Origin of the sequence: Anoxybacillus sp. UARK-01, assembly GCF_002075365.1 — a bacterium.
GTDB lineage: Bacteria > Bacillota > Bacilli > Bacillales > Anoxybacillaceae > Anoxybacteroides > Anoxybacteroides rupiense.
On the sequence record NZ_NASY01000042.1, the window covers coordinates 41,127 to 59,558 of the forward strand.

The window sequence follows — 18,432 nt, forward strand, 5'->3', positions numbered from 1 at the left end:
AAGCAGGGACGGGAGATCTTCTACGATCTGGAAATCACATAGATGGAATGAAGATAAACCGGCTATGATTCATTGATAGACAGAAGGGCAGCCTTTTGCTGAAAAAGGCGCCTCTGTCCAATGGCATAGTCGGTTTTTTCTTTTCTTTCCAACGTCATTAATAAGCACCATGCACGGAGGAGAAGGAGAGGGGGAAACGGATTGTTATTTATATGGAGTTGGTTTATTTCAGTAGGAATCGTATTTGTCAGCGGTGCCCTATGTCTATATTCGCGTATTCCGGAGCGTTACGTATACATTCATACCCGTTTATTGCTGCTGCCGGCGGCCGCGGCGCTTATCGGATGGATCGGAGCGGGATCAGGGACGGAAGTTGGAGCATGGAGATTCGATGGAATTAGTTGGCTTATGGCCTTCTATATTTCTTTACTCAGTTGGATCATTCAAACGTTTTCGCTGCGCTATTTGCATGGCGATCGCGCATACCGGCATTATTTTTGGCTGTTAACATGGACTGCTGGAGCGGCATCGGTCATATGGAGCAGCAATGATTTGCGCGTAATGGCCATTTGTTGGGGACTGCCATTCGTTGGTCTTGCCGTGTTGACATGGTTAAAAAGGGAATGGGCGCCGTCACGCGCGGCTGCGATGCAAATGGGAATCATGTTTTTGGCAAGTTGGCTGGCAGTGGCGGTGTTGGCTGTATGGATATGGACTGTGACGGGGAAATGGAGCATGTCGGCCGCTTTATTAGCGGATCAATTGGCAGAGATAAGCTTTTGGGGAAGAATAGCAATGAACGGATTATTGCTATTGGCTGCGCTGATTCCGGCGGGACAATGGCCGTTTCATCGCTGGTTGCTTGAGTCTGCAGTGACTCCGACTCCTGTATCAGCGGTGATGCATGCAGGACTCGTTAATGCTGGCGGCCTGCTGTTGGCGCGCTTTTCCCCACTATTTAACATGCCAGCGGCGCATGAGGCGCTATTTATTATCGCCTTTCTATCTATTTTGCTCGGTACAGGTATTAGCTTTGTCCACGTCGATTATAAGAGGCAGTTAGTCGCTTCAACGATGGCGCAAATGGGAGTGATGTTCGTTCAATGTGCTTTAGGCGCTTACGGGGCAGCTGTGGTTCATCTGATTTTGCATGGATTGTTCAAAGCGACATTGTTCTTGCAATCAGGATCTGTTGTACCGCGTCCTGAACGCATTGTGCGTGTGAAAGGAGGCGGATCCTGGTGGGGAGGCGCTTTAATAGGATTAGCAGTGGGGATGGCGTTTTGGATTGCTTCTCCTTCAGAGCCGACTCGGCTTTTCAGCGCATTGCTTCTTGGAGCATCGATGATGATAGCCTGGGGACGTCTTGCCGATTTTCGTGAAGGGCGCTGGCTTGGGTTGGTGACGGTGGTCATGCTAGCATTAGCTTCTGAAGAAGTAAGACATTTCTTGACGGAGTTTGTGCAAGCTGCGTTACCATCTGGAAGCGCACCGCCGTCTGCGCTCGAATGGCTGGCATTTGTATTGTTTGCTTCTGCTGCTATCGTTACTTTCTGGATTGTTCGGCATCGTTCATCTCTATTGTTTGTCCGATTCTATATGTGGCTTGTTCATTTTGGGGAGCCGCGCCTATCAACTGTTGAACCACACCCGCACTATTTGAGCATTTATGTGAAGGAGGGAGCTAGTGATGAGTAAACAGGCCATTTCGCTTGAACGTCCCCGCAAGCAGGCAACACGAAAAGCGGTGTCTGGCATAGAGCGCCCAATCGCTAAGATAGTCGAGAAGGCAAGCGAAGTCATTGCTCCGCTTTGGCCTATCTCTACTTTCATTGCCCGTCATCCGTGGATGGAACTTGAATATTTACCATTTTCAGAAGTGGCCGAACGATTTCAACGCATGCCTGGCATCCATCTATATCCGACGATGGCATCCTTTCGTGCAGCGCTTGAAAAAGGCGAAATTGATCTCTCATTTTTGGAGAGAAAGCTGCATCGCTGGCTTGATGCACAGAATCTTTCAGTGCCTCGCCATGAAGCAGAACGATTATGCCGCGCCTTTCTTTGGAATGATGAGGTACCAGCGGAATGGTTGGCTTCCTCTGAATGGAATCAGTTGCCGACAGCTACTTCTTGGCGGAACGCGGTTATTCAGCCGTTAAGTGCGCATAATAGCAAGCAAAAACAACGTCTTGATCAGCAAATGATAAAATGGTGCAAATTGTTTTTAGATGAAGGACAGGCGGCGTGGGGGCTGCCATTTCGAGAGCTTGGATTGTTTGGCGCCTGGCGCCAGCTGGTCGGGCATGATCCGGCGTTGACGAAAGATGAACGGCAACGGCTTTTTGACTGGCCGAGTGCTCCAGAGCTGGCGTTGCAGCGCGTCTTGTCTGAATTGAACGTAGATGAAGAGACAGCGGTCAACTATCTTGAAGCCCACCTTCTGGCTTTGCCGGGATGGGCTGGCATGTTGCTCTGGCGTTCTAAACAAACGGGTCAAGATACCGCCTTACTCGTCGATTATTTGGCCATTCGTCTTTCGCTAGAATGGGCATTGATGGCTCCGGATTTGCCATTGGATCCTAGCATGGACGATGATGTTGCTGATGATTGGCGTCAGCTATTGGTTGCGTGGCTACATTGGGGAGGTATGACAGCAGCTAAATGGCAGCAACTGAAAGCAGAGGAACAATGCGCCCGCCTAGCGTTTGCCGACCGCTTTTGGCGCTTGGAGCGATACCGCCTTTGGCTTGAGGCATGGGAAGAAACGTATGAAGAACAGTTAAAGACAACGATTCGATCTTCTTGTTCTGCAGATGAGCAGAAACCTGCTGCCCAGTTTCTTTTTTGCATTGACGTTCGTTCAGAAGTGTTTCGCCGTCATCTTGAAGAAGCCGGACCATTTGAAACGTATGGATGTGCTGGATTTTTTGGCATTCCGATCAAGACGCGTGAACTGGATAGCCATCATACTCACCCATCATGTCCGGCCATCGTCCAACCGCAGCAGGAGATTTGTGAAGTGGCTGCTGTACCGGAAAGCATGACGGATTATCGACGCCGTCGCAATATGTTCCGGTTTGCCGGACAAATATTTAAGAAAGTAAAGCAAAATTTGCTAGCGAGTTTATTATTGCCCGAAATGAGCGGATCTTGGCTTGGATTGCATACTCTTATGCGCAGCGCCGCTCCTGAGAAGGCAGGTCATTTGTTCCGAAAGATAGAAGAGACGATGGAGAAAAAGCCGTCAACAGCGCTGGTGCTCGAACGGCAAGAGAAATCAGAAGCATCAGATCTGCCCATCGGATTTTCAACGGAGGAAAAAATTCAATACGTTCAGCAGCTGCTTCACAGTATAGGACTGACTTCATCGTTTGCGCCATTGGTGATCGTATGCGGCCATGAAAGCGCAACAGTGAATAATCCGTATGCTTCTTCGCTCGATTGCGGTGCATGTGGCGGAGCAGCGGGAGCATTTAATGCCCGAGTGTTTGCCGCTCTTGGCAATTTGCCAGAAGTACGCGAGGGACTTGCGCAACGCGGTATCGTCATTCCAGATGAAACCGTATTTGTGGCTGCAGAGCATGTGACAACGATCGATGAACTGCGCTGGATTGAAATTCCGGTGTTATCAGAATCAGCACAGCAGGCGTTCCACTTAGTAGAAAGCGTGCTTCCTAAAGTAAGCCGGAATGCGAATGAGGAGCGGTGTGCAAAATTGCCGTCCATTGGAAAAAGACCAAATGATGCGGTAGCGGAGGTACAGCGTCGGGCTGTTGACTGGAGTGAAATTCGCCCGGAATGGGGGCTTGCGGGAAATGCCGCGTTTGTAATTGGCAGCCGTAGCCGAACAAAGCATTGCCATCTCGATGGAAGAGTATTTTTACACAGCTACGATTGGCGACAAGATCCTACTGGTGAGCTTCTCTCGGGCATTATCAGCGGACCGGCTACAGTAGGACAATGGATTAATTTGCAATATTACGCATCGACCGTTGCCCCTCACTATTACGGAAGCGGCAGCAAAACGACGCAGACGGTCACTTCCGGGATTGGAGTGATGCAAGGCAACGCCAGCGATTTGCTTACTGGGCTGCCTTGGCAGTCCGTAGCCGCTTCGGATCAGGAGTTATTTCATTCGCCGCTTCGATTGCTTGTTGTCATTGAAGCGCCGCGTTACTATATTGAGCGTTTGCTCACCGAGCACTTGCCTTTTTCTCAAAAAGTGAAAAATGGCTGGCTCCGTCTCGCATCGATTGATCCCGATAGCGGGGAATGGGTGTCGTGGGGACGCTCCCTATTTTAAAAGATCTGGAAAAGCCGCTTAGTCCAAGTGATTGGCTAAGCGGCTTTCCATATAATCAGGACCAAAATGGGTGAAGAGGAATTTTAACACATGGACCGAGAAGTCTTCTCCCTCTTAACGAAATGGAGGTGGGAGAGGTTTATGCAAGTTTTAGGGTTGCTACATGTACAAAAAAAGGGGGGATCTACACGACGGAAGATGCCCCCTAAATATTAAGCAATTGGTCCGCCAAGCTTTTCAATGCTTGGATCGACATTCGTAAATTTTTTGAAGTTTTCACGGAATTTTGCGGCAAGATCTTTTGCTTTTTGCTCGTATGCTTCTTGATCAGCCCACGTATTTTTTGGAAGCAATACTTCATCAGGCACTCCAGGAACATGCGCCGGAATTTGTAACCCAAAAATTGGATCTTGTACCGTTTCGACGTTGTTCAACTCGCCTTCAAGGGCTGCTTGCACCATTGCTCGCGTATATTGCAGTTTCATGCGGCTGCCGACTCCGTATTCCCCACCGGTCCAGCCTGTATTCACTAAAAACACTTGTACTTGATGCTCGTCGATTTTTTTGCCGAGCATTTCTGCATAACGTGTTGCTGGAAGCGGTAGGAACGGAGCTCCAAAGCAAGTCGAGAACGTTGCTTGCGGTGACGTAATGCCGCGTTCTGTGCCAGCCAATTTGCTTGTATAGCCGCTCAAGAAATGATACATCGCTTGTTCTTTTGTAAGCTTGCTGATTGGCGGTAAAACGCCGAATGCGTCAGCTGTCAAGAACACGATAGTTGCCGGATGGCCAGCGACGCTTGGATCAACAATATTGTCGATCGATTGAATCGGATACGCTGCGCGCGTATTTTCGGTCAACGTTGCGTTGTCGTAGTCAGGAGTGCGTGTGTTTTCATCTAGAACGACGTTTTCCAGTACAGCGCCAAAGCGGATCGCATCAAAGATTTGCGGCTCTTTTTCACGTGAAAGATTGATGCATTTTGCATAGCAGCCGCCCTCAATGTTAAACACTCCGCTATTGGACCAGCCATGTTCATCGTCTCCAATTAAACGGCGCTTCGGATCGGCAGAAAGCGTCGTTTTTCCGGTTCCTGATAATCCGAAAAATAGTGCGACATCTCCTTCTGGACCGACGTTTGCCGAGCAGTGCATTGGTAAAATGTTTTGCTCTGGAAGAAGGAAATTCATCACAGAGAAAATGGATTTTTTAATTTCTCCCGCATATTCAGTACCGCCAATGAGCACGATGCGGCGTTCAAACGAAATGATAATAAACGTTTCTGATTTTGTTCCATCGACAGCTGGATCCGCTTTGAAGTTTGGTGCGGAAATGACTGTGAACTGTGCATCGTGTGTTTCCAGCTCTTCCTGTGTCGGACGGATAAAAAGCTGATGTGCGAATAAATTGTGCCAAGCAAATTCATTGATAACCTGAATAGGCAGGCGATAGGCCGGATCAGCTCCAGCGAAGCCTTTGAATACGAATATCTCATCTTTTTGCATTAAATAGTCGATGACTTTATGATATAATTGATCAAAGACTTCTTCGGAAATCGGTTGATTAACTGTGCCCCAATCGATTTTTTCTTTTGTGGAGGCTTCCGCTACAATATATTTATCTTTTGGTGAACGTCCCGTATATTTTCCAGTTGTAGTGGCAACCGCGCCAGTCGCTGTCAGCATTCCTTCTTTGCGCTCAAGAACTTTTTCTACTAGTTGAGAAACAGACAAATTTTGCTGTATGTTTTGCCGTTGGAGCAGTATATTCAACTTATTGGTAACATCAACAATGCTCATCTACAAAACCTACCTTTTTGTAAAGTTATAAACCTGAAATTAGTATAACACATTTAAATAATTAGTCCATACTATTTAACGTAATTTTTCACGTTTATTTTTTGTCTATTTTGTTGCAAATACATATGGAGAAAATTACCCTGTGCAACATGAAAAAATTTTGCCGAATCATGTTGACTTTTTTTTGTTGATTAAGCTATGATAACATATTGAACGGTTACTCTTATCCCGAGTTGGTGGAGGGACAGGCCCAATGAAACCCAGCAACCGTCACAACAATTATACATGTGAAATGGTGCTAACCTGTGGCAAGGCATAGCCCTTGAACGATAAGAGTGAAAGGCGCGATATGAAAGCAAATCACCTTTCCTCGATATCGAAGGAAAGGTTTTTTCGTTTATATAAGCGGGGGAATGAGTGCCGTATCAATTTTTCAGTGATCAGAGGCGCAAAAGGCGGCGTCTCTCAAACATGAACATAAGAGGAGGAAAACAACGAATGTCAGCCAAACGCCGTTTATTCACTTCTGAATCTGTTACAGAAGGCCATCCTGATAAAATTTGCGACCAAATTTCCGACGCGATTTTAGATGCGATTTTAGCAAAAGATCCAAATGCCCGCGTAGCATGCGAAACAAGCGTAACAACGGGTCTTGTATTAGTGAGCGGAGAAATTACGACATCCACATATGTGGATATTCCGAAAATCGTTCGCGATACGGTTCGCGAAATTGGTTATACTCGTGCGAAATTTGGCTTTGATGCTGATACATGCGCAGTATTGACATCGATCGACGAGCAATCACCTGATATTGCCATGGGTGTTGACCAGGCATTAGAGGCGCGTGAAGGTCAGATGACTGACGAAGAAATCGAAGCGATTGGCGCGGGCGACCAAGGATTGATGTTTGGATTTGCTTGCAATGAAACAAAAGAGCTTATGCCTCTGCCGATTTCGCTGGCGCACAAATTAGCTCGCCGTCTCTCAGAAGTGCGCAAAGAAGATATTTTGCCGTATTTGCGTCCAGATGGCAAAACGCAAGTAACAGTGGAATACGATGAAAATGGCAAGCCGGTACGCATCGACACGATTGTTGTTTCGACACAGCATCATCCAGAAATTACGCAGGAGCAAATCGTGCGCAATATTAAAGAACATGTGATTCAACCAGTTGTTCCAGCGGAATTAATCGACGAAAATACAAAATACTTTATCAATCCAACAGGTCGTTTTGTGATCGGCGGTCCACAGGGAGACGCTGGATTAACAGGCCGTAAAATCATTGTTGACACATATGGAGGCTATGCTCGCCACGGCGGTGGCGCGTTTTCAGGAAAAGATCCGACAAAGGTTGACCGTTCGGCAGCCTATGCTGCGCGTTATGTCGCTAAAAATATTGTCGCTGCTGGCCTTGCTGAAAAATGCGAAGTGCAGCTAGCCTATGCAATCGGCGTGGCAAAACCAGTGTCCATCGCCATTGATACATTTGGCACAGGAAAGGTATCTGAAGACATTTTAATTGAAGTGGTGCGCAATAACTTTGATCTTCGTCCTGCTGGCATTATTAAAATGCTTGATTTGCGCCGTCCGATTTACAAACAAACGGCGGCCTATGGTCACTTTGGCCGCGCGGATGTGGATCTTCCATGGGAGCGCACAGACAAAGCGGAAGCGTTAAAAGAGCAGGCTCTTGCATTGGCGAAGTGATAAGGCATCAAAAGAGAGTTACATGAATATGTAGCTCTCTTTCTCTTTTCTGTTTGATTTGCAACGAATGTTGATAAGGTTCGACTAATTTATTGTAATCAATGGTTAAAATAAATGTAACGTTCCAAATGTCCAAATCTGTGGTATAATTTTCGAGTTGAATATAAAGAAGTAGGTGAAACGGCATGTGCGGTTTTATAGGTTGTGTCCATGATCATCCAAAAACACTTGATGAACAATGGAAAAAAACGTTTGAAGAAATGAATGACATGATTACTCATCGCGGTCCTGACGATGATGGATATTTTTTTGATGAACATGTTCATTTCGGCTTTAGACGTCTCAGCATTATCGATTTAGAAGCTGGTCATCAGCCGTTATCGTATGAAAACGAAAAATATTGGATTATTTTTAACGGTGAAATTTACAACTATATTGAACTGCGTGATGAATTATTGCAAAAAGGATATCCATTTGCGACCCACTCCGATACAGAAGTCATTATTGCTTTATATAGCCATGAAAAAGAAAAAGCGGTCGAAAAGCTGCGCGGCATGTTTGCCTTTGTCATTTGGGACAAGGAAGAAAAATCGGTTTTTGCCGCTCGGGATCCTTTTGGAATCAAGCCATTCTTCTATATGGAAGAGGAAGACCGCACCTTTTTTGCATCGGAGAAAAAAAGCATTTTGCATGCGATAGAAAATGATTTACTTGACTATGAAGCATTGCAGCACTACTTAACATTTCAATATGTCCCTGAACCGATGACGATGTCTGCCGGAATCCGCAAGCTGGAGCCTGGCCACTATATCAAAAAGAAAGTTGGCGAACCATTGACGATCCATCGCTACTGGAAAGCGAACTTTCAGCCCGTTGTTCAATCTGAAGATGAGCTTGTAAAAGAAATTCGCGAGGTATTATTTGATTCGGTGAAGGTGCATATGCGCAGCGATGTGCCTGTCGGATCATTTTTATCAGGAGGAATTGATTCATCGCTTATTGCTTCGATTGCCAAGCAATTTCATCCCAACATTAAGACGTTTTCTGTTGGCTTTGAGCGTGAAGGATTCAGCGAGATTGACGTAGCGAAGGAAACGGCGGAAAAACTGGGAGTCGAAAATATTAGCTATGTCATCTCTCCTCAAGAATATATGGATGAACTTCCAAAAATTATGTGGCATATGGACGATCCGCTTGCTGATCCGGCGGCTGTTCCGCTTTATTTCGTTGCTCGCGAGGCAAGAAAGCACGTAACCGTTGTCCTTTCAGGAGAAGGGGCTGACGAGTTATTTGGCGGCTACAATATTTACCGTGAGCCGCAATCGCTGGAGGTTTTTGAACGAATGCCTCAGGCGGCGAAGTCAGCATTGCGAATGATTGCCCGCATTCTTCCTGATGGAGTAAAAGGGAAAAGCTTTATTGAACGCGGTTTAACACCGATGGAGGAACGATATATCGGCAATGCGAAAATGTACAGTGAAGCAGAAAAGCAAAGCTTGCTGAAAAGTTATCGTAGTGGACTGGAGTATACGAATATTACGGCTTCTCTTTATCAGGAAACGCCGGATTATCCGCCTGTCAATCGGATGCAGTATGTCGATATCCATACATGGCTTCGCGGAGACATTTTATTAAAAGCGGATAAAATGACAATGGCGCATTCGCTGGAGCTGCGTGTTCCATTTTTAGATAAAGCGGTGTTTGCGGTAGCAGCCAAAATCGCTCCTGAATGGAAAACGGCGCAGCAGACAACGAAGTATATTTTGCGAAAAGCAGCAGAAGGTATTGTTCCTGACCACGTTTTACACCGTAAAAAACTTGGGTTCCCAGTTCCGATTCGCCATTGGTTGAAAAATGAAATGCATGATTGGGCGAAAAATTTAATTAAAGAAAGCGATACGGATTATTTATTCCATAAAAATCAGCTGTATCGTCTTCTTGATGAGCACTGTGCAGGAAAAGCAGACAATAGCCGAAAGCTTTGGACTGTGTTTGCCTTTTTAATTTGGCATCAGGTTTATGTTGAAAAAAAGTATGATTTTTCCTATTTATATAAAAAAGACAAACAACCATTATCAATCTAATCCGATTGATAAGTGATTGCTTGTCTTCCCATTTGCACCCAAGCATCTAAAAACTCGGCTTTGGGTGCTTTTTGATTTTTTGTCTTTTTCAGCGGGTCGTTAAAATAAATATAGTCCTTATCATATCCAGTAATCACAACAGAATGCTCGTAGTAGGTGATTTGAATAGGGCCGCTTGGAGTATCCCACTCGCGGAAGGCGGAGGCTGGGAGCTTTTTGAATGTGCTGTTTGTAATGATCCAAATGGGCGAGCCTTGAGAAAGATATTTTTGCAGCTCGCTAAAATCGCTGCCGGTTAAATTGACAATTCGATGCGGCAAATATTTCTTGGCGAGCTGTTCAATTGGTTCGTGATATACCCCCAGTCCCGGAGTAGTTAGAGAATACATATCGCCGACAAATCCATCATGCGGATTTCCAAAGTATACTTTGCCATTTCGCCGTTGAAACGGAGTCGGGTCCTTCTTTACTTGCTTTGCCAAGGTGATCTTGTCGACTTTCACTCCAGCGTCTTGCAGAAGCATGGCGAGACTAGTTACTTCACAGCCGCGCGGCAGCTCAGGAAGCTGAGAGATCAGCGGGACATCGAGCAAAACGAAAGGTTTGATGTCCTCTTCAATAAAAGTGGAAACGACCCGGCGCAAGCTCGCTTCCTCTTTCATGAAATCCAGTTGCTTCCAACGATTAATCGCCGCTTTAAATTCATGCTGACGAAGCATCACCAATGCTAGCATGGCCAGGCAAAAGGCGACAACAATCATTTTCCAGCCCGTTCTTAGCAAATAAATCGTAATGGCTCCAAGTAAAAGAACGATGAGCGCAAGCAATAAAATAAGACTAGACGACATGCTGTTTTCTCCCTTGTTTTCAAAATTCATACCCTATCATATCATATTCTCAGTGAAAAAAAGGAGAATTTTTAAGCGAAGCGAAAAGATGATGATCGGGTCTTTTGAAAATAGTGAATCATCCCTATCAGTCAGAAGATTCTTTCGCGCGAAGCTGCAGCGATTTGTAGTATTGGCCTTTTTCCACATATTCGCGGCGGATGCGGCTCATTTCTTTTTCATCCTCTTCTGTCAGCTCGCGAATCACTTTAGCAGGACGCCCAAACGCCAACGTTCGCGGCGGAATTTTTTTGCCTTGCGGGACAAGGCTGCCTGCACCGATAAATGCCCCTTCACCAATTTCGGCTCCATCCAAAATAATAGAGCCCATGCCAATTAACGCATTTTTACGAATGATCGCGCTATGCAAAATGACTTGATGTCCGACGGTGACGTCATCTTCAATAATGAGCGGATTATTTGGACTTTGATGCAAAATCGAGTTATCTTGAATATTGACGCGATTGCCGATTTTTGTCGGAGCGACATCGCCTCGGATGACCGTATTAAACCAGATGCTTGTTTCTTCACCGATGATCACATCGCCGGTAATCGTTACATAATCGGCGATAAACGCTGATTCTGCAATTTGCGGATGCTTATCTTTATACGGATAAATCATGGACTTCTTCCTTTCTTCTGATGAAGGTATGTATTTACTATAAGTGTACAAACTTTTTTTATATTCGTAAATGCGAAAGGGGGATTTTGGCATGTGGAAATGGGAAGCAGAGCAGGCAAAATCGGTGGTGGTTATCGTTCACGGTGCGGCTGAGCATCATGGCCGCTATAAATGGCTGATCGAGATGTTCCGTTTACATGGCTTTCACGTAGTGATGGGTGACCTCCCAGGACAGGGAACCACGACGAGAAGGAAAAGAGGGCATATTGGATCATTTGATGAGTATATCAATGAAGTCGCAGACTGGATTAAGGCCGCCCAAGCTTTTCAGTTGCCGATTTTTTTGCTTGGGCATAGCATGGGGGGACTTGTGGTCATCCGTGCTTTGCAGGAGAAACGCTTGCCCGTCAAAGGCGCGATTTTATCTTCACCTTGCTTAGGGTTAGTCACTTATCCGTCTAAAGGCTTGGATCTATTATCGAAGGTATTAAACCATATCGCTCCTTCCATGCTGTTTGACTCAGGACTATCAGTAGAAGCAGCGACAAGAAATGAAGAAGTACGCGAGATGGATAAAAATGATTCCCTCTATGTCACGAAGGTATCTGTTCGCTGGTATCGTGAATTAGTGAAAGCGATGCAAATAGCCTCTCGCAAAATTCATAAAATTTCCGATATTCCATTGTTGCTCATGCAGGGCGGAAACGATAAAATTGTGGATAAAGTAGTTGTAAAAGAATGGTTTGACAAATTGCCAGTATCAGAAAAGGTGTATAAGGAATGGAATTTACTATATCACGAAATTTTTAATGAACCGGAGCGTGAAGCGGTCTTTTTATACGCAAAGGCATTTTTAGAAACGCAGCTGCAGCTGCAAAAAACATTGTAAACGGCATGAGGTTGGGGTGAGCTTGTTGAGTATTCCGAAGCATCCAGTTTCTTTAATGAGGAGAGTTTATCGCGATGTATTTCCTGTCGTACACCGCGAATTAGCATATTGGAAGCGAAAAGCCGAGGCAATTCCTGATCCGGAGCTGCGAAGGCAAGCGCTGGCCAGTATTGAAACGAAAACCTTTCATTGTGAGGGAGGTTCTATTTTAGCGTTATTGGCTGAAGAGGATATAGCGCCCTGTATCCGTTTTATTGTAGCTTACCAAACCATTAGCGATTATCTTGATAATTTATGTGACCGCAGCACATCGCTTGACCCGCTTGATTTTCAAACATTGCATGCTTCGATGCCAGATGCGCTGCGGACTGACGCGATTCCTTTCAATTATTATCGCCATCGCAATGAACAAAATGATGGCGGCTACCTTTGGGAGCTTGTTCATACCTGCCAAAATGTGCTGAAACAAGTGAAGCATTATCACATTATTGCTCCATTTTTGCAGGAGCTGGCAGGCTATTATTGCAATTTGCAAGTACATAAGCATGTGAAGCAAGAAGAACGGGTACCGCGCCTTGAACGGTGGTTTGAAGAGCATAAACATCATCTTCCACCGATGGAGTGGTATGAATTTTCCGCTTGTTCCGGTTCGACTCTTGGAATTTTTTGCCTAGTTGCCTACGCATTTACCGATTCGTTTAACGATGAGATGGCTTTGCGCGTCCGTAACGGTTATTTTCCTTATATTCAGGGACTGCACATTTTGCTTGATTATTTTATTGATCAAGAAGAGGACCGTAACGGCGGAGATCTGAATTTTTGCTTTTATTATCCGAATGACGCGGCTTTATTTGAACGGCTTTGTCATTTTATCGAGGAGGCGGATCGCCATGTGGAGGAGCTGCCGCATGGAGCTTTTCATCGTTTGATTCACCGCGGGTTACTAGGTCTGTATTTATCAGATGGAAAGGTGAATGAACAGCGCGAAGTACAAAGATTGGCCAAGCGTTTGATCCGTTGCGGCGGAGCTATTTCTCACTTTTTTTATTGGAATGGACGCATGTATCGAGCATGGCAGAAATGGATAAAGTAAAGGGCTGTCCATAGCTTGGACAGCCCTTTTTATGGTAGACGAAGTCCATTTTGAGTTGGTCTTCTATTTATTTTGAACTTCATCCATTCCGCATCAAACATTGAACAGACAAAGAATGAAGCTGAGCTAAGTGTGTGGATCAACCAATAAAACGAATCGGCCTTGCTGGATTCCACGCTTTTTTTTGTAGTCGGCAATCCCTTCTTAAACAAAGAACGTTTTGCGGGCAAATGGATGGGGCTGTTGCCGTTCTTGGATGATCAACGCTTGTGGGACTTTTATCTTTTTTCAATGGCTACAATAAATGGAGGGCTGTTGATTTGATTGATAAACTCATATCGCAATACATGGGCCTGCTTTTGATCTAATGTTTGCACATACTTAAGCAATGCATCCCGTTCAATCGCTCCTTCGGGATGCCCGTGATAAATAACCAAAACGATGATGCCTTCCGGTGCCATGATTTGTAATAGCTGTTCGAGCGCTCGAATGGTGGAATGCGGCTTTGTTACAATTTGTTTATCACCGCCAGGCAAGTAGCCGAGATTGAAAATGGCGGCGGTGATCTGACCGTGATGGCGCTGCGGAATCTTTTCAATTAATTGGTCATGGCTCGCTTGAAACAATGTCACTTGCTCCATTACACCATGCTCTTGTAGGCGTCCCATTGTGTTTTGAATGGCTTGTGATTGAATATCGAAGCCAAACACATGCCCCTCTTTTCCGACACGTTCTGCTAAATATAGAGTGTCGTGGCCGTTTCCGACCGTTGCATCGACGGCGATGTCTCCTTTTTTTATCGCTAAGTCAATCAGCGAACGGGCAAACGGGAGAATGCGTGCAAGCTTCATATCGCTGTCCCTTCCTTTGTGCAGTATTTCCCTTGATAGCTATTGCGTTTTTTCAGTTCGGCATCAATAGCATTTAAAACCCCCCATTTATGAACGCTCCACATCGGCCCGATCATTAAATCAATGGGACCGTCTCCGGTAATGCGATGGACGATCATTTCAGGAGGCAAAATTTCGAGCTGGTCGCAAACAAGCTGGATATATTCATCAAAAGATAAAAACTTCAGCAATCCTTTTTCATATTGCTTCACCATTGGCGTTCCTTTTAGCAAATGCAGCAAGTGAATCTTAATTCCTTGGACATCTAACTCAGCCACTGTTTTAGCTGTTTCCATCATCATATCATAATTCTCGAGCGGCAATCCGTTGATAATATGAGTGCAAACGCGAATCCCGTGCTTGCGAAGCTTCTTGACTCCTTCTACATAGCAAGAAAAATCGTGAGCCCGGTTAATAAGCAGCGCTGTTCGTTCATGGACGGTTTGCAGGCCAAGCTCGACCCATAAATACGTTCGCTCATTTAATTCTGCTAAATATTCGACGACATCATCTGGCAAACAATCGGGGCGGGTGGCAATCGATAGACCGACGACCCCGTCTAGGCCAAGCACGGTTTCATATTTTTGGCGCAGCACTTCAACAGGAGCATGTGTATTGGTGAAAGCTTGGAAGTAGGCTAAATATTTCCCTTCCTTCCATTTAGCATGCATTTTTTCTTTAATATGATGGAATTGAGTCACTAAATCGTCCGAACGATTTCCCGCGAAATCGCCAGAACCGGCTGCACTGCAAAAGGTACATCCGCCATAAGCCACTGTGCCATCGCGGTTAGGGCAATCAAAGCCTCCATCAAGTGAAACTTTGAACACTTTATGACCAAATGTTTGTCGCAGGTGATAGTTCCATGTATGGTAGCGTTTATGGTCTGTCGTATATGGAAATGGGTTCATGAGCATCCCCCTTTTGTTTGCATCATGTCATTTCAGCATTGTAGCATGATTTTTATGAAAAATCGACCGTTGCCAATCATTAACGTCATAATGGAAACAAGAATCGCGCACATTAAAAGTGGAAAATGATTATTTTTCAGTTGGAGGGGACAGAATGGCAACGCGGCAATCAGTTGAACAATTTTTACAGCATTGTGAGGATGTCGTTCGCTATGCGAAGGATCAATATCATCAAGCGCAAAAGCAAGAGCATTATAACGATACGGAATACACGAATGCCCAGCAAATGCTTGAAAATACAGTAAACGATTTAGCTCATTTGGCTTTAAGCTGTAATGCCCAGCAGCGTGAACAGCTGCATCGTATGCGATTGCAATTGGAGCAGCTGCAAAATGACATGATTTTGCTGGATCACTAAAAAAGGAGGAACCGGTAACATGAAAAAACGCTCCAAGCAAAACAATCCCGAACAAACCACGAGACATAACGATCCCGAATTAGGAAAAGAGTTTGACCCCGTCAAACAGTCTAAAAAAGCGTATGAGCAAACGGGCGGACAGCCGCAAAAATCGAAACAGCATATTGAATCATAAGAGTTCAAGGAGCTTCCTATTTTTATGTATAGGCAAGCTCTTTTTTGTGGAAAGGAAGCGGTGTAAAAGATTGAACAGAAAGGAGAAAAAATCGAGCTCCATTTTTTTAGGCATTGCCTGCACCGATGAGATGAGCGATAGAACTTGGGTGCTTCTATATTTTGTTCCCTATGTAAGCAGCCGATCGTCCGCTTTCGGCGTTTTGGCGTGGCTGAGGTAAGCACCGCTTGCCTCCTGACCATGAGTTTTGGGCCCACGAGTTTATTTCTATATCGCCGCCATGTGTATCAAAGCCGCTATTGCTTTTTGATTGCGTTAATTTTGAAAAACGAATACAATGAATTTGGAAATGGAAATCATTTTAGGAGGAACTTGTATGCCCCGTGAGCTTTGGATGCTGCTGATTGGGATGGTTTTTTACGTAACAGGGGCTTCTTTTTTATGGCCCTTAAATGCGATTTATGTTCATGAAGAGCTGCATAAATCTTTGGCGGTAGCTGGGGTTGTGCTCATGCTGAATTCTGCTGCGACGATCGTTGGCAATCTGCTCGGTGGGATTTTATTTGATAAATGGGGCGGCTTTCGGTCATTAATGCTAGGAGCGGTGACGACTTTAGTGGCCATTGTTTTTCTCGTTTTTTTCCATGGATGGCCTGCTTATCCTATCTTACTTGCCGTGATCGGATTGGGATCTGGCATTGTTTTTCCGGTTGTGAATGCTTATGCAGGCGCAATTTGGCCAGAAGGAGGAAGAAGGGCGTTCAATGCAGTCTACGTGGCGATCAACATTGGGGTAGCCGCTGGCTCATCCTTCGGTGGCTGGATTGCTTCTTATTCGTTTGAGTGGATTTTCATCACAAATACTCTTATGTACCTTTTGTTTTTGGTTGTTGTTCTTTTTGGATTAAAGGCTGTTCAATGGAAGAGTGGGCAAAAACCATCCATTAAAAATGCTGCTTCTGTCTCTATACATTCACGAACGGCGTGGCGTGCGTTTTTGATTTTATGCACCGGTTATTTTTTATGCTGGCTAAGCTATGTTCAATGGTCTACGACTGTTGCGGCTTACACCCAACAGCTTGGCCTTTCATTAAGGCAATATAGCCTGCTTTGGACCATAAACGGAGTGCTGATTGTGCTGGCGCAACCGCTTCTTGGAAAACTGTTAAGCCGTTGGTCCAATCAACTGAAGCCGCAAATGATCGTTGGCTTTTTTATTTTTGCCCTTTCCTTTTTGATTTTATGGAAGGCGAGTGCATTTTGGCACTTTGTTGCCGCGATGGTTGTGTTGACCATCGCTGAAATCATGGTTTGGCCCGCGATTCCAACCGTGGCCAGCCAGCTGGCATCACAGGAAAAGGAAGGATTTTATCAAGGAATTGTGAACAGCACGGCAACGGCAGGACGAATGATCGGTCCAGTTCTTGGCGGTTTGGTTGTGGATCATGCTGGAATGAAGCCACTGCTTGCGATCCTATTTGTTTTTGTTCTTATTGCCATTTTGACGACAGCGATTTATGACCGCAAGCTTAAGCAAGAAAGTCCAATCGAAACAAAAGCTGCTGTCTAAAACATTCGGAGTTCTTCCGAATGTTTTTTATTGACAATACGCCATTAATTCAATATATATCTAATTAGATTTGCATCGAATTTTAAGGGTGACAGATGAAAAGGAGGCGTAACCGATGCAATTAAGCCGGTTAGTGAGCTTTTTTAAAACGATAGGCGATCCCACGCGCTTGCGCATGATAAAGCTGCTTGCTGAGGGGCCATTGCATGGACAGGCAATCGCAGGAAAACTTGGCTTGACTCCCCCGACCATTACCCATCATTTGCATAAACTAAGAGAAGTGAATGTCGTTTATCAACGGCGCGACGGCAATACCATTTATTTTTATTTAAATAAGCCAGTGATTGATCATTACGCAGCAGCGTTAACGGATTTAACGGAGCAAGCGGAGAAGGAAAAAGATAGAAAAGAAGCGGCAGAACGGCAAAAGGTTATTGACCATTTCTTCACGTGCGAAGGACGGCTGAAGCATCTTCCAGCTCAACGCAAAAAGAAACTGATCGTACTGGAGCACATGCTAAAAGGCCTGAAAAAAGGAGAGAAATATGAAGAAAAGCAGTTAAATGAGTATATTAAAAAATTTCATGATGACTACGCGACGATTCGCCGCGAATTTATTATTCACAACTATATGTATCGCGAAAATGGCATTTATGAGCTAAATCCGGAAGAAATGTGGGCAAAGGAATAACAGGAAAAAGAGGGGGAGAGGATGGGCCTCATTTATTTTTTTCCTTTACTTGCAACAAGCCGATAAATTTCTTAAAATAATGATTATAATAAAATATTGTCAAATAACAGTGAAAAGGATTAGTAGTGAGCAATACGGAATGCAGAGAGTTGACGGATGGTGCAAGTCAACCGAAGTTTGTTCATGAACTCGCCTTTGAGTTGCGAATATGAACGGCTGTTTTGCCTAATAATGTTCGCCGTGAATCTGCGTTAAGGAATCGAGTGGGCGCACGTTTTTTGTGCGCTAAACAGGGTGGTACCGCGGGAAGTTCAATCTCTCGTCCCTTGTGAAGGGCGAGGGGTTTTTTATTTTCTTTTTTGTTAACACTTTGGAAATAGAAACAGAAAG

General features: G+C 44.9%; 15 protein-coding genes, 1 riboswitch and 1 other annotated feature. Of the genes, 10 read left to right on the forward strand and 5 right to left on the reverse strand.

The features are described from left to right. Window positions 1–201 precede the first annotated feature (201 nt). Both B6A27_RS09955 and B6A27_RS09960 read left to right on the forward strand, forming a co-directional pair. Window positions 202–1,698 (forward strand): NADH dehydrogenase subunit 5, encoded by a 1,497-nt coding sequence (locus B6A27_RS09955; RefSeq protein WP_139788109.1) that lies wholly within the window; start codon window positions 202–204, stop codon window positions 1,696–1,698. Continuing rightward, window positions 1,691–4,306, forward strand: coding sequence for a DUF2309 domain-containing protein (locus B6A27_RS09960; protein ID WP_080862031.1), 2,616 nt, complete (start codon window positions 1,691–1,693; stop codon window positions 4,304–4,306). Before B6A27_RS09955 ends, B6A27_RS09960 begins: the two co-directional genes overlap by 8 nt. 212 nt (window positions 4,307–4,518) lie before the next feature. On the opposite strand, the gene pckA is transcribed toward B6A27_RS09960, so the two are convergent. Continuing rightward, on the reverse strand, window positions 4,519–6,105 hold the full coding sequence (pckA, locus tag B6A27_RS09965) for a phosphoenolpyruvate carboxykinase (ATP) (protein ID WP_080862032.1): 1,587 nt from the start codon (window positions 6,103–6,105) through the stop codon (window positions 4,519–4,521). Between the two features lie 220 nt (window positions 6,106–6,325). Continuing rightward, a riboswitch (SAM riboswitch) is annotated at window positions 6,326–6,441 on the forward strand. A gap of 162 nt (window positions 6,442–6,603) precedes the next feature. On the opposite strand from pckA, the gene metK reads away from it, so the two are divergent. Further along, a complete protein-coding gene (gene metK, locus B6A27_RS09970; protein WP_044745863.1) occupies window positions 6,604–7,812 on the forward strand; it encodes a methionine adenosyltransferase in 1,209 nt (402 codons plus the stop codon). A 185-nt stretch (window positions 7,813–7,997) separates the two neighbouring features. Further along, the gene (asnB, locus tag B6A27_RS09975; protein WP_066150056.1) at window positions 7,998–9,896 is read left to right on the forward strand and encodes an asparagine synthase (glutamine-hydrolyzing); all 1,899 of its coding nucleotides are present in this window, start codon (window positions 7,998–8,000) and stop codon (window positions 9,894–9,896) included. Here asnB and B6A27_RS09980 read toward each other — a convergent pair. Both B6A27_RS09980 and B6A27_RS09985 read right to left on the reverse strand, forming a co-directional pair. Beyond that, window positions 9,893–10,744: a C39 family peptidase gene (locus tag B6A27_RS09980; protein WP_066150059.1), complete on the reverse strand. Its 852-nt coding sequence runs from the start codon at window positions 10,742–10,744 to the stop codon at window positions 9,893–9,895. The two genes, asnB and B6A27_RS09980, sit on opposite strands and share 4 nt — an antisense overlap. A 127-nt stretch (window positions 10,745–10,871) precedes the next feature. Continuing rightward, entirely contained in the window at window positions 10,872–11,405 is a 534-nt protein-coding gene (locus B6A27_RS09985; RefSeq protein WP_044745866.1) for a gamma carbonic anhydrase, read from the reverse strand. 91 nt (window positions 11,406–11,496) lie between these two features. On the opposite strand from B6A27_RS09985, the gene B6A27_RS09990 reads away from it, so the two are divergent. Then, entirely contained in the window at window positions 11,497–12,294 is a 798-nt protein-coding gene (locus B6A27_RS09990) for an alpha/beta hydrolase (RefSeq protein WP_066150063.1), read from the forward strand. A gap of 25 nt (window positions 12,295–12,319) precedes the next feature. After that, a complete protein-coding gene (locus tag B6A27_RS09995; RefSeq protein ID WP_080862145.1) occupies window positions 12,320–13,387 on the forward strand; it encodes a tetraprenyl-beta-curcumene synthase family protein in 1,068 nt (355 codons plus the stop codon). Between the two features lie 278 nt (window positions 13,388–13,665). Here B6A27_RS09995 and mnmM read toward each other — a convergent pair whose 3' ends face one another. Together mnmM and mnmL are read right to left on the reverse strand one after the other, a co-directional pair. Further along, the gene (gene mnmM, locus B6A27_RS10000; RefSeq protein ID WP_080862033.1) at window positions 13,666–14,238 is read right to left on the reverse strand and encodes a tRNA 5-(aminomethyl)-2-thiouridylate-methyltransferase MnmM; all 573 of its coding nucleotides are present in this window, start codon (window positions 14,236–14,238) and stop codon (window positions 13,666–13,668) included. Beyond that, complete coding sequence (gene mnmL / locus B6A27_RS10005) at window positions 14,235–15,188, reverse strand: tRNA modification radical SAM protein MnmL/YtqA (protein WP_080862034.1); 954 nt, start codon at window positions 15,186–15,188, stop codon at window positions 14,235–14,237. The genes mnmM and mnmL overlap by 4 nt, the downstream gene beginning before the upstream one ends. Before the next feature lie 154 nt (window positions 15,189–15,342). On the opposite strand from mnmL, the gene B6A27_RS10010 reads away from it, so the two are divergent. The 4 genes from B6A27_RS10010 (at window position 15,343) to B6A27_RS10025 (ending at window position 18,042) form a co-directional block, all read left to right on the forward strand. Continuing rightward, a complete protein-coding gene (locus B6A27_RS10010) occupies window positions 15,343–15,606 on the forward strand; it encodes a YtzC family protein (protein WP_044745870.1) in 264 nt (87 codons plus the stop codon). 19 nt (window positions 15,607–15,625) lie between these two features. Next, a complete protein-coding gene (locus tag B6A27_RS10015) occupies window positions 15,626–15,781 on the forward strand; it encodes a glycogen biosynthesis protein GlgD (protein WP_066150075.1) in 156 nt (51 codons plus the stop codon). Between the two features lie 376 nt (window positions 15,782–16,157). After that, on the forward strand, window positions 16,158–17,351 hold the full coding sequence (locus B6A27_RS10020; RefSeq protein WP_080862035.1) for an MDR family MFS transporter: 1,194 nt from the start codon (window positions 16,158–16,160) through the stop codon (window positions 17,349–17,351). Window positions 17,352–17,466: 115 nt separating this feature from the next. Further along, window positions 17,467–18,042 (forward strand): DUF2087 domain-containing protein, encoded by a 576-nt coding sequence (locus B6A27_RS10025; RefSeq protein ID WP_066150081.1) that lies wholly within the window; start codon window positions 17,467–17,469, stop codon window positions 18,040–18,042. Between the two features lie 100 nt (window positions 18,043–18,142). Continuing rightward, window positions 18,143–18,372 (forward strand) — a binding site (T-box leader). The last annotated feature ends 60 nt before the right edge of the window (window positions 18,373–18,432 follow it).

Excerpts from the sequence above, each read along its gene's own strand:
- asnB (WP_066150056.1), top strand. The coding sequence starts at position 7,998 with ATGTGCGGTTTTATAGGTTGTGTCCATGATCATCCAAAAACACTTGAT.
- B6A27_RS09990 (WP_066150063.1), top strand. The coding sequence starts at position 11,497 with ATGTGGAAATGGGAAGCAGAGCAGGCAAAATCGGTGGTGGTTATCGTT.
- mnmM (WP_080862033.1), bottom strand. The coding sequence starts at position 14,238 with ATGAAGCTTGCACGCATTCTCCCGTTTGCCCGTTCGCTGATTGACTTA.
- B6A27_RS10025 (WP_066150081.1), top strand. The coding sequence starts at position 17,467 with ATGCAATTAAGCCGGTTAGTGAGCTTTTTTAAAACGATAGGCGATCCC.
- metK (WP_044745863.1), top strand. The coding sequence starts at position 6,604 with ATGTCAGCCAAACGCCGTTTATTCACTTCTGAATCTGTTACAGAAGGC.
- B6A27_RS09985 (WP_044745866.1), bottom strand. The coding sequence starts at position 11,405 with ATGATTTATCCGTATAAAGATAAGCATCCGCAAATTGCAGAATCAGCG.
- B6A27_RS09980 (WP_066150059.1), bottom strand. The coding sequence starts at position 10,744 with ATGTCGTCTAGTCTTATTTTATTGCTTGCGCTCATCGTTCTTTTACTT.
- B6A27_RS10020 (WP_080862035.1), top strand. The coding sequence starts at position 16,158 with ATGCCCCGTGAGCTTTGGATGCTGCTGATTGGGATGGTTTTTTACGTA.
- pckA (WP_080862032.1), bottom strand. The coding sequence starts at position 6,105 with ATGAGCATTGTTGATGTTACCAATAAGTTGAATATACTGCTCCAACGG.
- B6A27_RS10015 (WP_066150075.1), top strand. The coding sequence starts at position 15,626 with ATGAAAAAACGCTCCAAGCAAAACAATCCCGAACAAACCACGAGACAT.
- B6A27_RS10010 (WP_044745870.1), top strand. The coding sequence starts at position 15,343 with ATGGCAACGCGGCAATCAGTTGAACAATTTTTACAGCATTGTGAGGAT.
- mnmL (WP_080862034.1), bottom strand. The coding sequence starts at position 15,188 with ATGAACCCATTTCCATATACGACAGACCATAAACGCTACCATACATGG.
- B6A27_RS09960 (WP_080862031.1), top strand. The coding sequence starts at position 1,691 with ATGAGTAAACAGGCCATTTCGCTTGAACGTCCCCGCAAGCAGGCAACA.